Annotated in this window: 18 protein-coding genes; 16 read left to right on the top strand and 2 right to left on the bottom strand. The window is 62.0% G+C overall.

What is annotated here, in order from left to right; translation table 11 throughout:
- Nucleotides 1–116: 116 nt before the first annotated feature.
- From coaD to FJ425_RS02620, 4 genes are all read left to right on the top strand, one after another.
- On the top strand, nucleotides 117–617 hold the full coding sequence (gene coaD, locus FJ425_RS02635; RefSeq protein ID WP_140721506.1) for a pantetheine-phosphate adenylyltransferase: 501 nt from the start codon (nucleotides 117–119) through the stop codon (nucleotides 615–617).
- A gap of 111 nt (nucleotides 618–728) precedes the next feature.
- Nucleotides 729–1,226, top strand: a complete 498-nt coding sequence (locus FJ425_RS02630) for a peptidylprolyl isomerase (RefSeq protein ID WP_246677861.1) — start codon at nucleotides 729–731, stop codon at nucleotides 1,224–1,226.
- 29 nt (nucleotides 1,227–1,255) lie between these two features.
- Nucleotides 1,256–1,768 carry a peptidylprolyl isomerase gene (locus FJ425_RS02625; protein ID WP_095765300.1) on the top strand — a complete coding sequence of 171 codons (513 nt, stop codon included), beginning with the start codon at nucleotides 1,256–1,258 and terminating at the stop codon, nucleotides 1,766–1,768.
- Nucleotides 1,769–1,777: 9 nt separating this feature from the next.
- The gene (locus FJ425_RS02620) at nucleotides 1,778–2,227 is read left to right on the top strand and encodes a DMT family transporter (protein ID WP_140545854.1); all 450 of its coding nucleotides are present in this window, start codon (nucleotides 1,778–1,780) and stop codon (nucleotides 2,225–2,227) included.
- A 21-nt stretch (nucleotides 2,228–2,248) separates the two neighbouring features.
- On the opposite strand, the gene FJ425_RS02615 is transcribed toward FJ425_RS02620, so the two are convergent.
- Complete coding sequence (locus FJ425_RS02615) at nucleotides 2,249–2,893, bottom strand: dihydrofolate reductase family protein (protein WP_140721501.1); 645 nt, start codon at nucleotides 2,891–2,893, stop codon at nucleotides 2,249–2,251.
- A gap of 174 nt (nucleotides 2,894–3,067) precedes the next feature.
- On the opposite strand from FJ425_RS02615, the gene queA reads away from it, so the two are divergent.
- From queA to FJ425_RS02595, 4 genes are all read left to right on the top strand, one after another.
- On the top strand, nucleotides 3,068–4,156 hold the full coding sequence (gene queA, locus FJ425_RS02610; protein ID WP_140721498.1) for a tRNA preQ1(34) S-adenosylmethionine ribosyltransferase-isomerase QueA: 1,089 nt from the start codon (nucleotides 3,068–3,070) through the stop codon (nucleotides 4,154–4,156).
- Entirely contained in the window at nucleotides 4,146–4,415 is a 270-nt protein-coding gene (locus tag FJ425_RS02605; RefSeq protein WP_140627762.1) for a hypothetical protein, read from the top strand. The genes queA and FJ425_RS02605 overlap by 11 nt, the downstream gene beginning before the upstream one ends.
- A complete protein-coding gene (gene tgt, locus FJ425_RS02600; protein ID WP_140721495.1) occupies nucleotides 4,408–5,538 on the top strand; it encodes a tRNA guanosine(34) transglycosylase Tgt in 1,131 nt (376 codons plus the stop codon). The genes FJ425_RS02605 and tgt overlap by 8 nt, the downstream gene beginning before the upstream one ends.
- 83 nt (nucleotides 5,539–5,621) lie before the next feature.
- Nucleotides 5,622–7,088: a hypothetical protein gene (locus tag FJ425_RS02595; RefSeq protein ID WP_140721492.1), complete on the top strand. Its 1,467-nt coding sequence runs from the start codon at nucleotides 5,622–5,624 to the stop codon at nucleotides 7,086–7,088.
- 20 nt (nucleotides 7,089–7,108) lie between these two features.
- Here the strand turns inward: FJ425_RS02595 and FJ425_RS02590 are convergent, their stop codons facing one another.
- Entirely contained in the window at nucleotides 7,109–7,528 is a 420-nt protein-coding gene (locus tag FJ425_RS02590) for a DUF4864 domain-containing protein (protein ID WP_140627767.1), read from the bottom strand.
- Between the two features lie 211 nt (nucleotides 7,529–7,739).
- On the opposite strand from FJ425_RS02590, the gene FJ425_RS02585 reads away from it, so the two are divergent.
- The 8 genes from FJ425_RS02585 (at nucleotide 7,740) to FJ425_RS02555 (ending at nucleotide 13,630) form a co-directional block, all read left to right on the top strand.
- The gene (locus FJ425_RS02585; RefSeq protein WP_027166286.1) at nucleotides 7,740–7,976 is read left to right on the top strand and encodes an Lrp/AsnC family transcriptional regulator; all 237 of its coding nucleotides are present in this window, start codon (nucleotides 7,740–7,742) and stop codon (nucleotides 7,974–7,976) included.
- Nucleotides 7,977–8,145: 169 nt separating this feature from the next.
- Nucleotides 8,146–9,558, top strand: coding sequence for a circularly permuted type 2 ATP-grasp protein (locus FJ425_RS02580; protein ID WP_181175767.1), 1,413 nt, complete (start codon nucleotides 8,146–8,148; stop codon nucleotides 9,556–9,558).
- A 22-nt stretch (nucleotides 9,559–9,580) separates the two neighbouring features.
- Complete coding sequence (locus FJ425_RS02575; RefSeq protein WP_181175775.1) at nucleotides 9,581–9,973, top strand: four helix bundle protein; 393 nt, start codon at nucleotides 9,581–9,583, stop codon at nucleotides 9,971–9,973.
- A 63-nt stretch (nucleotides 9,974–10,036) separates the two neighbouring features.
- A complete protein-coding gene (locus FJ425_RS02570) occupies nucleotides 10,037–10,978 on the top strand; it encodes an alpha-E domain-containing protein (protein ID WP_095765309.1) in 942 nt (313 codons plus the stop codon).
- Between the two features lie 20 nt (nucleotides 10,979–10,998).
- On the top strand, nucleotides 10,999–11,793 hold the full coding sequence (locus FJ425_RS02565) for a transglutaminase family protein (protein ID WP_140627771.1): 795 nt from the start codon (nucleotides 10,999–11,001) through the stop codon (nucleotides 11,791–11,793).
- Nucleotides 11,794–11,825: 32 nt separating this feature from the next.
- Nucleotides 11,826–12,557: a peptidase gene (locus tag FJ425_RS02560; RefSeq protein WP_140627773.1), complete on the top strand. Its 732-nt coding sequence runs from the start codon at nucleotides 11,826–11,828 to the stop codon at nucleotides 12,555–12,557.
- 57 nt (nucleotides 12,558–12,614) lie between these two features.
- Nucleotides 12,615–12,737, top strand: a complete 123-nt coding sequence (locus tag FJ425_RS32295; protein ID WP_281405763.1) for a hypothetical protein — start codon at nucleotides 12,615–12,617, stop codon at nucleotides 12,735–12,737.
- Between the two features lie 125 nt (nucleotides 12,738–12,862).
- Complete coding sequence (locus FJ425_RS02555) at nucleotides 12,863–13,630, top strand: DeoR/GlpR family DNA-binding transcription regulator (protein ID WP_140545843.1); 768 nt, start codon at nucleotides 12,863–12,865, stop codon at nucleotides 13,628–13,630.
- Nucleotides 13,631–13,683: the final 53 nt, after the last annotated feature.

Genomic DNA, 13,683 nt, shown 5'->3' with positions numbered 1-13,683 from the left:
TCTGCCTCCTCGTTTTGGCGCAATTCCGGACGGAAAACTGCTCACACTTTTCCTGGAATTGCCCTAGGCAATCAATGAGATTTGCCTTTGTTCGAGAGGCTCGCTAGAAGCCTGCCATGACCGAACGCACCGCCCTCTACGCCGGCTCTTTCGACCCGCTGACCAATGGCCATCTCGATGTGCTGAAAGCGTCGCTGGCGGTGGCCGACATCGTCTACGCGGCGATCGGCATTCATCCGGGCAAGAAGCCGTTGTTTTCCTTCGAGGAACGCGTTGAGCTGATCGAGGCCGCAACCAAGGCCGAATTCGGTCGCGACAGCGATCGTATCAAGGTCGTGTCCTTCGACGGGCTGGTCATCGACGCGGCCCGCAAGCACGGCGCCTCGATCATGATCCGGGGGCTGCGCGATGGCACCGACCTCGATTACGAAATGCAGATGGCCGGCATGAACGAGACGATGGCGCCGGAATTGCAGACAGTTTTTCTGCCCGCCAGCCCTTCGGTGCGCACCATTACCGCCACACTTGTGCGCCAGATTGCGTCGATGGGCGGCGATATCCGCCCGTTCGTGCCTGCGGCCGTTGCCGGCGCGCTCGCCGCCAAGTTCACCAAATAGGCTTTCCCGGAGATACCCATGCAGCTGCAGAAGCTCGCTTCGTTCCTTGTCGTGCTTGCCGGCCTTTTCGCGGCGTCCTTGCCCGCCGTCGCCGCCGACAAGGAAAACACCATGATCATCATGCTCAAGGACGGCGACGTGACCATCGCGTTGCGTCCCGATCTGGCGCCCAAGCATGTCGCGCAGATCAAGAAGCTGGTGCGCGACGGCGCCTACGACAACGTCGCCTTCCACCGCGTCATCGACGGCTTCATGGCGCAGACGGGCGACGTCAAATTCGGCAACATGAAGAAGGGGTTCAACCCCGAAGCCGTCGGCACCGGCGGCTCCGATCTTCCCGACCTGCCGGCCGAGTTTTCGCAGAGCGAGCAGTTCGCGCGTGGCGTGGTCGGCATGGCCCGTTCGCAGGACCCGAACTCGGCCAACTCGCAATTCTTCATCATGTTCGCGCCGGCGCCGAACCTCGACGGCCAATACACCATCGTCGGCAAGGTGGTCGGCGGCATGGATATCGTCGACAAGATCAAGAAGGGCGACGAGGCGGACAACGGCACGGTCACCGACCCCGACCGCATGATCAAGGTTCGCATCGCCGCCGACAGTAAGTAACTCCCTCAATTTTCAAAGGATTTTCCGACATGGCTGAGATCAAGGACCGCGAGAACGCGCTCATCATGGAAACCACCAAGGGCCCGGTCGTCATTGAAATGTATCCTGAGCTGGCGCCCGGGCACGTCGCCCGCATCAAGGAACTCGCGCGCGAAGGCGCCTATGACGGCGTGGTGTTCCACCGCGTCATCGACGGCTTCATGGCGCAGACCGGCGACGTCAAGTTCGGCAATTCGAGCAAGCCCACCTATGCGCCGTCGCGCGCGGGCATGGGCGGCTCCGACAAGCCGGACCTCAAGGCCGAGTTCTCCAATGCCAATCACGGCCGCGGCGCCTGCTCGATGGCTAGGGCCCAGAACCCGAATTCGGCGAACTCGCAGTTCTTCATCTGCTTCGACGACGCGGCCTTCCTCAACCGCCAGTACACGGTTTGGGGCCAGGTCATCGAAGGCATGGAGAACGTCGACAAGATCAAGCGCGGCGAGCCGGTGCAGGATCCCGACAAGATCGTGTCGCTGAAAGTCGCGGCAGACGTCAAGTAAAGGCGGATGATGATGGGCGCTGTCTGGTCCCTCCTCGGCATCCTATCCGGCGCCTTCATCGCCATCCAGGCGCCGATCAATTCGCAATTGGCTAAGGGCCTCGGCCTTCCGGTCGCGGCCGCCGCCTTTTCCTTCCTGTCCGGTGCCATCGTGCTCGGCATCATCTCGATCTCGGTGGTGAAGCTGCAGGGCATCTCGCTCGACTGGAAAGCGCCGGCGCCCTGGCTGTTCATCGCCGGCGGCATGCTCGGCGGCTTCTATGTGACGCTGTCGACGATCCTCACGCCACGCATCGGCGCTGCGGCGCTGATGGCCTTCCTGGTCGCCGGCCAGCTGATCGCCGGCATGCTGATCGACCGCGCCGGCTTCCTTGGCGTGGCGGTGCGCGAAATCTCGCTTGGCCGCGTCGCCGGCGCGGTGCTGCTCTTGGCCGGAGCGCTGCTGGTGCGGCTGACCTGAGTGTCAGCCGTTTCGTTCGGATTACTGTTTCGTCACCAGGACATGCATGGCGTGCTCGGAGTGTTCCATTGACGCGACGGCATAGCCGAGCGCGCTAAGGTCGAGGCCCGCGAACAGGTTTTCGCCTTGGCCCAGCAGAACCGGCCCGGCCGCCAGATGCATCTCGTCGACGAGACGGGCGCGCAGATACTGCCGCACGGTCGAAACGCCGCCGCCGATCTTCACATCGAGGTCTCCCGCCGCCGTTTCGGCCTGTTCGAGCGCCGATTCGATGCCGTCGGTGACGAAGAAGAAGGTAGTGCCGCCCTCCATGACGATCGGATCGCGCGGGTGGTTGGTTAGGATGAAGGTCGGCGCATGATAGGGCGGGTTGTCGCCCCACCAGCCCTTCCATTGATCGTCCGGCCACTCGCCGCGGATCGGCCCGAACATGTTGCGGCCGAGGATGAAGGCGCCGAAGCCATCCATCGCGCGGAAGGCATATTTCTCATCAATGCCTTCGGACCCGCCCGGTTGGCCATGCATGGCACGGAATGTTTTGGTGCCGAAGAACCACTGGAATATCTCAGGTCCGCGTTTGCCAAGCGGGTATTCCAGACTCTGGTCCGTCCCGGCGGAAAAGCCATCAAGCGAAACGCCAAACCCGGCAACACGCACCTTGCCCATACTCATCTCCTGAATTGGTTTGTTTTCGGAAGCAGCAGTGCGAATATCATACCGATTGCATTTTGCAAGCGGTTTGTTGAGATTGAGCGGCGAAGGGCAATCGACGGCAATTGCTCGCAAGGCGCGGCAACAAGACGGTGGCGAGAGCGCGGCGATCGGGTTATTGGCGCGGACATGAAAGTGGACCTCTTCGATTTCGATCTTCCCGAAGACCGCATCGCGCTCAGGCCGGCCGAGCCGCGCGACAGCGCTCGGCTGCTGGTGGTGAGACCGGGTGCCGGTTTCGAGGACCGGACGGTCCGGGACCTGTCGGCGCTGCTCAAGGCCGGCGACGTGCTGGTGTTCAACGACACCAAGGTCATCCCGGCGCAATTGAAGGGCATCAGGCTGCGCGGCGAAGCGGCGGCGCAGGTCGAGGCGACGCTGCACATGCGCACCGGCCCCGACCGCTGGCTGGCCTTCATGCGACCGGGCAAGCGCATCGCCGCCGGCGACCGCATCCAGTTCGGCCATGACGGCAATTCCTGCTTTCTGGGCCGGCTCGACGCCACAGTGCTTGAAAAAGGTGAGGGCGGCGAAGCGCTGCTCGGCTTCGATCTGTCGGGCGCCTTTCTCGACGAGGCGCTGCATGCCGTCGGGCATATCCCGCTGCCGCCCTACATTGCGTCGAAGCGCGAGGACGACGAGCGCGACCGCGCCGATTATCAGACGATCTATGCGCGCGAGGAAGGCGCGGTGGCCGCGCCCACCGCCGGCCTGCATTTCACCCCGGAGCTGTTCGCGGCGCTCGACGCCAAGGGCATCGAGCGCCGCTTCGTCACGCTGCATGTCGGCGCCGGCACTTTTTTACCGGTGAAGGCCGACGACACGACCGACCACAAGATGCACGCCGAGACCGGCTCGGTAAGCCCGCAGACGGCGGCGGCGCTCAACGCGGCCAAGGCGCGGGGAGGGCGGATCATCTGCGTCGGCACGACATCGCTGCGGCTCTTGGAGAGCGCGGCGCGCGACGACGGCAGGATCGAACCCTGGTCCGGACCCACCGACATCTTCATCACGCCCGGCTATCGCTTCCGTACGGCCGACATGCTGATGACCAATTTCCATCTGCCGCGCTCGACGCTGTTCATGCTGGTCTCGGCCTTCAGCGGGCTGGAGGCGATGCGCTCGGCCTATGCGCATGCCATCGAGAACCGCTACAGGTTCTACTCCTATGGAGACGCAAGCCTGCTTTTTCGATCGGAGACAAGCGATGGACGATGATCTCGAGGGCATGGACCGCGATACGCTGATCGCGGAGGTGAAGAAGCTGCGCGCCGGCATCCGCGCGCATCGCGACGCGACCGGGCATGATCTGTGCTGGCATCACCCCGATCTCTGGGACCTTTTGCCGGAAGGGACCGAGCCGTCGATCGCCGTGCCGCCATGGCCGAAATTCATGCGCGGCTGCATCCGCTACCGGCAGTCGCTCGACGAGCAGGCGCCCGGCGCGCCGGAGCACGACAAGGAATTCAATGGCTGAGACTTTTTCATTCGAGGTGCTTGCCACCGATGGCAAGGCGCGGCGCGGCCTGGTCACGATGCCGCGCGGCGAGATCCGCACGCCGGCCTTCATGCCGGTCGGCACCGGCGGCACCGTCAAGACCATGTATATGGACCAGGTGCGCGGGGTCGGCGCCGACATCATCCTCGGCAATACCTACCATCTGATGCTGCGACCAGGCGCCGAGCGCGTGGCGCGGCTTGGCGGGCTGCACGAGTTCGCGCGCTGGCCGCATCCGATCCTGACCGACAGCGGCGGCTTCCAGGTCATGTCGCTGTCGAAGCTCAGGAAGCTGACCGAACAGGGCGTCACCTTCCGTTCGCATATCGACGGCGCGGCCTACGAGATGTCGCCGGAGCGATCGATCGAAATCCAGGGGCTGCTGGATTCCGACATCCAGATGCAGCTCGACGAATGCACAGCACTTCCGGCCAAGCCCGAGGAGATCGAGCGCGCCATGGAATTGTCGCTGCGCTGGGCAGAGCGCTGCAAGGCGGCGTTCGGCGACCAGCCGGGCAAGGCGATATTCGGCATCGTCCAGGGCGGCGACAGCGCGGCCTTGCGCGTGCGCTCCGCCCAGGCGCTGAAAGCGATGGATCTGAAAGGTTATGCGGTCGGCGGGCTGGCGGTGGGCGAGCCGCAGCCGGTGATGCTGGAGATGCTCGACATCACCTGCCCGGAGCTGCCGGCCGACAGACCGCGCTACCTGATGGGCGTCGGCACGCCGGACGATATCCTGAAATCGGTGGCGCGCGGCATCGACATGTTCGACTGCGTGATGCCGACCCGCGCCGGCCGCCATGGGCTTGCCTACACGCGCCGCGGCAAGGTCAATCTCAGGAACGCCCGCCATGCCGACGATCCGCGCCCGCTCGACGAGGAGAGCGACTGCCCCGCCGCGCGCGATTATTCGCGCGCCTACCTGCATCACCTGGTGCGCTCGCAGGAAGCGCTCGGCGCCATGCTGCTCACCTGGAACAACCTGTCCTATTATCAGAGGCTGATGCAGGACGTCCGAGCGGCCATCGAGGCGCAGGCTTTCGAAGCGCGCGCCGCCGAGATTACTGAAGGCTGGGGGCGGGGCGATATCCCGGTCCTTTGATCAGGAAGCCGTCGGAAAACTTTTCATAAATCAGATCAAGAGTAAGTATGCCTTGCCATATCGAGGCAAGGGGCGGCACGACTTTGGTAAAGATAGACGCGTCGATCGTCGACCATAAAGTAGCAAGCGCTAATGGTCACCGGCCACGTTCGACGGCGACCCAGCAATGGAGTTACAGTCTATTACTTGTAATTTCAGGGGCCGTGCTTGTCGGCCTTATCTTGCGCCTGCTCGGCGCGCGCGGGGATCTCTGGCACGACGAGATCTGGAGCATCACGCTGCTGAAGCCCCTGACGTCGATCGACCAGATATTCTGGCGTGTGAACCACGACAACAACCACTTTCTCAACTCGATATACCAGTATGTCGTCGGGCCCGATGCCGCGCCGCTGGTCCAGCGCGGCTTGTCGATAACGCTCAGCGGATGCACCGTCATCGCAGCCGCGGCGATATCGCGCGGACGTTGGGCAATGATTGGGTCGGCGCTGCTGTTTGCGTTGAGCTATCCGATGGTTCACTATGGCTCGGAGGCGCGTGGCTATGCCGGCCTGACGCTGTTCACGCTCGTTGCCGTGGCTCTTCTGGAGCGCTGGTTCGACAAGCGGGGTGCGTATGGCGTCGCTCTTGCTGTCGCAATTCTGCTTGGCTTCCTTTCCCACCTGACAATGGCCGAAACGGTGGTGGTGCTCACGGCCTGGACGGCGTGGCTGAGCTGGCGAGGCAGCCGCAGCCTGATTGTCGTCAACAAGGAGGTCGTCCAGGCCTTTCTGCCTGCTTTCCTTGCCGTGCTTCCGCTTGCCGCGGCAATGCTTATAGGCGCGCGATTGTTCAGCTTCAATGTCGGCGGTTTTTCCTCTTTCTCGCTCGAGAAATTCGCCGCCGGTTATGGCGGAATGATCCGCTATCTTTTCGGTCTGCCGGACTGGATCGGCGACTGGACGTGCGTCGCGGTGACCTGCATCCTGGTCTTGGCACATGCTGGCGTCTCGCGTGATCGCCGGGCCAGCCTTTATGCCATCGGCATCGTCGGGCTGCCCGCCCTAATGGCGGCGGCGCATCTGCCGAATGTTGAATTCCCGCGCTATTTCATTGTCAGCGGAACCTTGTTGCTGCTTTGGGCCGGAGACTTGATCGGACGCGGCTTCGACGCCGGCGGTAAGAGAAGGCTTTTTGCCGCCGGGATGCTCGTTCTTGTGGTGGGCGGCAACGCGGCGTTGCTGGCCCATTTCTATGAGCATGGGCGCGGTTCCTATTCCGGGATGGTGGACGAGATGACAAAGAGCGGCGCCGCCACATATGCAACCAACGCCGATTTCCGCACCGGCATGGTGGTCGATTATTTCGCTGCGCGCATTGGCCGCCAGGCTTCGCTCGTCACCCAGGACAAGATTTGCGCCGGACGCGCGGACTGGCTGATTCTCGAAGGCGATACCCAAAAACAGCCGGAGCGCGTGGACTTCGATTGCGCACTTGCCTACGAACGAGCCGGAGCCTCGACCTTCTGGGGCCTCTCCGGTCTTGGCTGGACACTGTATAGCCGCCGAGATTGAGCGGTCATGCGGGGGCGGGTTCAGGTACTGACCGAAGTCGAGGCGCGCAGGCTGCAACCGGTGATCTTGAAGCTGCCGTCCGCCTGCTGCTGCAGCGTATAGACCGCCTCATAATCCTTGCCGTCGGGCCCGAGGATCAGCACCTGCTGGACGATTGAGCCGGGTCCGGTCTGCTCGACCTCGCCGAAGGAATAGGACCGGGGCTTGCGCACCGGTGCGTAGCCGTTCGTCACCATGTTCATGAAGGTGTCGACGGTCGGAAAGATCTGCTTCACGTTCGGCGCGGCGAAGCTGTAGGCGGTGGCGCCGTCATCGGCGACGAAGGCCTTCAACTGGCTGTCGATGACCGTCTGCGCGGCCTTGATCTCGGCGTCGCCGGCGAAAGCAAGCGAGGCCATCAACATCGGAACAAGAGCAAGTGCGAACAAAGCGCGGCGCATGGCGTGCCTCCAGGAATTCGCTTGGCGAACGAATCTAACATACGCGTCGCGGCATGGCGTGGTTTCACCGGGTTGCGAAGATTTCGCCATTTCAGCGTCGGGAAGCGGGATCAGGTACTCTTCGAGGTGCGCGGCGCGTGAAGCTTGAAAGCCGGGCAGCAGTCTGCCACAAGGGCCGCTTATTCATGAAGCAGGCTGGCAGGACCGGGCAATGAAGGCATTTTTCGTGCAGATCAAGTGCGACCTGGGCAAGGCCTATGAGGTCGCCAGCGCGCTAGCCGATGCCGAAATCGCTTCGGAAATCTATTCGACTGCCGGCAATTACGACCTGCTCGCCAAATTCTATGTCGACGACGAGGAAGATGTCGGCCACTTCGTCAACGAGCGGGTGCAGATTCTGCCTGGAATCAAGGACACCTTCACCATAGTCACCTTCCGGGCGTTCTGACCGGGGCTGTCTGTGCCCCGCCGGGAAGCAGGAGCTGACCTGGCCTTGCTGTCCGTGCCTTGATTTTAGGCAATTTGCATAGAGTGGCCGTCACGGCTTCCTAAATCACCGATTGCGCTTGATTTTCTCCGGCGGGGCCAGTGAAATGGTCTCAGAGGGGAGTACGCGATTGGCAGCGTTCGACGAAATGCTTCCGGAAGTTTCCGGATTGAGAAGACCTTATGAGGCTTACGATCGCTGGCTGAAGGAGCAGGACCCAGCCAGGCTTACCCAGAAGATGCAGGACGCCGAGCGCGTCTTCCGCAAGACCGGCATTACCTTTGCCGTCTATGGCGAGCAGGAAGCTTCCGAGCGGCTGATCCCTTTCGACATCGTCCCGCGCATCCTCTCCGGCCAGGAATGGCGCCGTCTGACGCAAGGCATCGAGCAGCGCGTGCAAGCGCTGAACGCCTTTCTCGACGATATCTACCACCGCCAGGAAATCCTGCGCGCCGGGCGCGTGCCGAGGGAGCTTGTCGCGAAGAACGAGGCCTTCCTGCCCGAGATGATAGGGGTCAGGCCGCCGGCCGGCGTCTACACCCACATTATCGGCGTCGACATCGTCCGCATCTCTGAGAACGAGTTCTACGTGCTGGAGGACAATGCCCGCACGCCGTCCGGCGTCTCCTACATGCTGGAGAATCGCGAGACGATGATGCAGCTCTTTCCGGAGCTGTTCCAGAAGATAAAGGTGCGACCGGTCGAGAACTACCCGCAACTCCTGCGCCAGTCGCTGGCCGCGGTGCGGCCGCAAAGCAGCAAGGGCGCGCCGACCATCGCGGTGCTGACGCCGGGTTCGTACAACTCGGCCTATTTCGAGCATGCGTTCCTTGCCGACCAAATGGGCGTGCAACTCGTCGAAGGGCAGGACCTGCGCGTCGTCGACGGCCATGTGGCGATGCGCACGACCGAAGGCTACAAGCAGATCGACGTGCTCTACCGGCGCGTCGACGACAACTTCCTCGATCCGCTGACCTTCAGGCCGGATTCCGCGCTCGGCGTGCCCGGCATCATGGATGTCTACCGCGCCGGCAACATCACCATCGCCAACGCGCCGGGAACCGGCATCGCCGACGACAAAGCGATCTATTCCTACATGCCGGAGATCGTCGAGTTCTACACCGGCCGCAAGGCGATCCTCGGCAACATCCCGACATGGCGCTGCTCGGAAGCCGACAGCCTGAAATATGTGCTGGAGCACATCCACGAGCTCGTCATCAAGGAAGTGCACGGCTCCGGCGGCTACGGCATGCTGGTCGGCCCGGCGGCGACCAAGAGGGAATGCCAGGAGTTTGCCAAGAAGCTGCAGGCGAAGCCCTCGAACTACATCGCTCAGCCGACCCTGGCGCTGTCGACCTGCCCGATCCTGACCGAGAAGGGCCTGTCGCCGCGCCATGTCGATCTCAGGCCTTACGTGCTCGTATCCGACCGCATCCAGATCGTGCCGGGTGGCTTGACGCGCGTCGCGCTCAAAGAGGGGTCCTTGGTGGTCAATTCCTCACAGGGGGGCGGGACGAAGGATACGTGGGTGCTGGATGATTGAAAGAGCGAATAGAGAGTAGCGAATAGCGAGTAGCGAAAAGGGGGATACGACGGCAATCAATTCCTACAGAGATCTGATTGTTTGGAAGGCGGCTTTGAGGTTGGCCGTGGATTGCTATTCGGCCACGAAAGGTTTTCCGAACAGCGAAGCATACGGAATGACCTCTCAGATACGACGTTCGGCGGCTTCCATCGCCGCGAATGTTGCGGAAGGTCACGGAAGAGAAAATACGGGAGCTTTCATCCAATTTCTTCGGGTAGCGCAGGGCTCTCTGAAAGAGTTGGAGACACATCTCATCCTGTGTGGAGAGGTTGGGCTGATGGTCGAAGCGAAGGTCGCCAGCTTGCTTGGCCAAACTGACGAAATTGGAAAGATGCTACGTTCGATGATCCGGAGCCTGCAGCAAAAGTCATGAAGTCTTTTTCTCCCTATTCGCTACTCGCTATTCGCTATTCGCTCGACACCGGAGCAAGCTGATATGCTTTTGGGCCGCACCGCAAACGGTCTCTATTGGATGAACCGCTATATCGAGCGGGCCGAAAACATGGCGCGCCTGGTCGATGCGGGATTGCGCATGGCGCTGACGCGCACGCAGAGCGCTTCGGAGGAATGGAACTCGGTGCTGCTCAGCGCCGGCTCGGACATCGCCTTCAGCCAGAAGTACCAGGACTATACCGCCGCCAACGTCTCGGACTTCCTGCTGCGCGACACCTCGAACCCGTCGAGCACGATGTCGTCGATCGAGACGGCGCGCAACAATGCCCGCATGGTGCGCACGGCGCTGACCCGCGAGACCTGGGAAAGCATCAACGAAGCCTGGATGTCGCTGAAGCGCATGCTGGCAAGGCCGATCGACGAACGCGACCTGCCGACGGTGCTCGATGCAATCAAGCGCGAGACGGCGCTGATCCGCGGTTCGTTCTACGGCACCATGCTGCGCAACGAGATTTTCGATTTCTCGCAGCTCGGCACCTATGTCGAACGCGCCGACAACACGGCGCGCATTCTCGACGTGAAATATTATGTGCTGCTGCCGTCGCTGTCCTGGGTCGGCTCGACGCTCGACAACTACCAGTGGGAATCGATCCTGCGCTCGGTGTCGGCGCACCGTTCCTATCGCTGGGTTTATGAAGCCGACTACAAGCCGACGAATATCGCCGACTATCTGATCCTCAACGTGCGCATGCCGCGCTCGCTGACTTTCTGCTACCGCTTCCTCGGCGAGCATCTGAAATTCCTCGCCGACGATTACGGTGAACGCCATGCCTGCCATGGCACGGCCGAGAAGATCCAGGCGCTGCTCAAAAGGGGTTCCATCAAGGACATATTCGATCATGGCCTGCACGAGTTCCTGGCCGAGTTCATTCGCGACAACACCAGGCTGGGCGACGAGATCGCCCAGGACTACCGATTCTATTGAGCACAGCCGAGGCGAGCGTTATGCGGCTCAAGATCACCCACCGCACCGAGTACCGCTACGATCAGCCGGTGCAGTATCTGCTGCAGCGGCTGCGCCTTTGGCCTTCCAGCGGGCGCACGCAGACCGTCGGCTCCTGGGCGGTCAAGGTCGAAGGCGCGCGCGAGGAGGTGCGCTTCACCGACCATTTCGGCAACGAGACGCGGCTGGTGAGCGCCGAGAGCGGCCAGAATTCGATCACTGTCGAGGCAGCCGGAGACGTGACCACGCATGACACGGCGGGCGTGACGGGTCCGCATCAGGGTTTTGCGCCGCTCTGGCTGTTCGCACAGCAGACGCCACTCACCGCCGCCGGCGAGGGCATACGCGAACTGGCCGGCACGCTGGGCCAGGGCACCGAGATCGAGCGACTGCACCGGCTGATGGGCGCTATCGGCGAACGCGTCGCCTACAGGCCGGGCACGACCAGCGTCGTGACGCTGGCGGAGGAGGCGCTCGCATTGAAGTCCGGTGTCTGCCAGGACCACTCCCACATCTTCATCGCCACCGCCGTCGCCCTAGGCTTTCCCGCCCGCTATGTCAGCGGCTACCTGATGATGGATGCGGCCGTCGAGCAGGCGGCAAGCCATGCCTGGGCCGAGGCCTATGTCGTGGGGCTCGGATGGGTTGCCTTCGACCCGGCGAACTGTATCTCTCCCGACGAACGCTATGTTCGGGTGGCGACGGGGCGTGACTATCGCGATGCCTCGCCGGTGTCGGGGATACTGCTGGGGCAGGCGCAAGAGAAGCTTGCCGTCACCGTCACGGTAGAGCAGTAATCTGCGCCGGAATCGCTAGCAGAAGAGCAATCATGACCTATTGCGTCGGCCTCAAGATCGATAGCGGGCTCGTGTTCATGTCGGACACGCGCACCAATGCCGGCATGGATTCGATCTCGACCTTCAAGAAGATGCATGTGTGGGAACAGCCCGGCGAGCGCGTCATCGTGCTGATGTCGGCGGGCAACCTTGCCACGACGCAGGCCGTTGTCAGCCTGCTCGACGAGCGTAACAAGGCGGTCGGCGACCGTCATCCGAAGCTGCTCGAAACTCCCTCCATGTACCAGACGGTGCGGCTGGTCGGCGATACAGTGAAGGAAGTCATCGAGCATGCCTCGCCGAATGGCGACAAGGCGGATTCCTACTTCAACGCCTCCTTCATCCTCGGCGGCCAGATCAAGGGCAGTCCGCCCAGACTGTTCATGATCTATCCGGAAGGCAATTTCATCGAGTCGACCGACGACACGCCTTTCTTCCAGATCGGCGAGACGAAATACGGCAAGCCGATCATCATCCGTGCCTATGATCGGGCAATGAGCCTGGCCGAAACGGTGAAGCTGCTTCTGGTGTCGTTCGACTCGACGCTGAAATCCAACCTCTCGGTCGGGCTGCCGCTCGATCTGCTGTTCATGGAACAGGATGCGCTCAGGGTGGGGCTGAACCGACGGATCGGCCATGATGATCCTTACTACCGCACCATATCGGACGGCTGGTCCAACGCGCTGAAAATCGCTTTTTCAAATCTGCCGGATTTTCCGGGATAGGGCTTTCCGAGAGCGGTTCGACCGGCCGGTATCTTCGACGGCCGCTGGGAGGGAAATATGGACAGCGATGAATTCCGCGATTGGTCGAGGCGCGCCGCCGACTGGGGCGCCGACTATCGCGCCGCAGATGTCGACGCGGCGTTCGACGTCGTAATAGAGATTGCGCGGCGCTCATCCTGAGGCGGCAGACCTGTTCCGCACTGGTTTGCCTTTTGCAATCAGGTGATTTTCGTTAGCCGGCTTATACCTTTTCTTCGCTTTCGTTTTCCGATATAGACGGAAAAAACGAAAATGGAGGACGCGCAATGTTTCTTTCGCCACGCCATGCAGAGATCATCCAGAGGGCGAAAGACCATGGCCGGGTGCTGGTCGATGACCTGGCGACGCATTTCAACGTGACGCCGCAGACCATCCGCAAGGACCTCAACGATCTGTGCGATCAGCGCCTGCTGACCCGTATCCATGGCGGTGCGCTGTTCCCGTCCGGCATCGAGAACATGGAGTACGAGGCACGGCGCAAGATTGCCGCCGACGAGAAGGAGGCGATCGGCAGCGCGGCGGCGCGGCTGATTCCTGACAATGCCTCGCTGTTCATCAATATCGGCACCACCACCGAAGCCGTCAGCAAGGCGCTGCTCGACCATAACGGGCTTATGGTCATCACCAATAATATCAACGTTGCCAATAGGATGCGCATCTACCCCACGATCGAGGTGGTGATTGCCGGCGGCGTCGTGCGCGGTTCTGACGGCGGCATTGTCGGCGAGGCGGCCGTCGATTTCATCCGCCAGTTCAAGGTCGATTACGCCGTCATCGGCGCCTCGGCGATCGATCATGACGGCGCGCTGCTCGACTTCGATTTCCGCGAGGTGAAGGTTGCGCAGGCCATCATCGCAAATGCCCGCCACGTCATTCTGGTCTCCGACCGGACGAAATTCGAACGCACGGCGCCGGTCCGGATTGGACATCTTTCGCAGGTGAATACCTTCATCACCGATCGTTGCGAGATCCCGTCGATTCGCAGGATTTGCGAGGAAACCGAAGTCCGGCTGATCGAGACAGCGTTCGAATAGGCACGCCTCGACGGCTTGCTCAGCCGACTGCGATATTTCGTTTGACATTCGCT

The organism is Mesorhizobium sp. B2-7-2 (assembly GCF_006440775.1).
Classification (GTDB): domain Bacteria; phylum Pseudomonadota; class Alphaproteobacteria; order Rhizobiales; family Rhizobiaceae; genus Mesorhizobium.
This window is presented reverse-complemented; position numbering and strand designations above follow the sequence as displayed.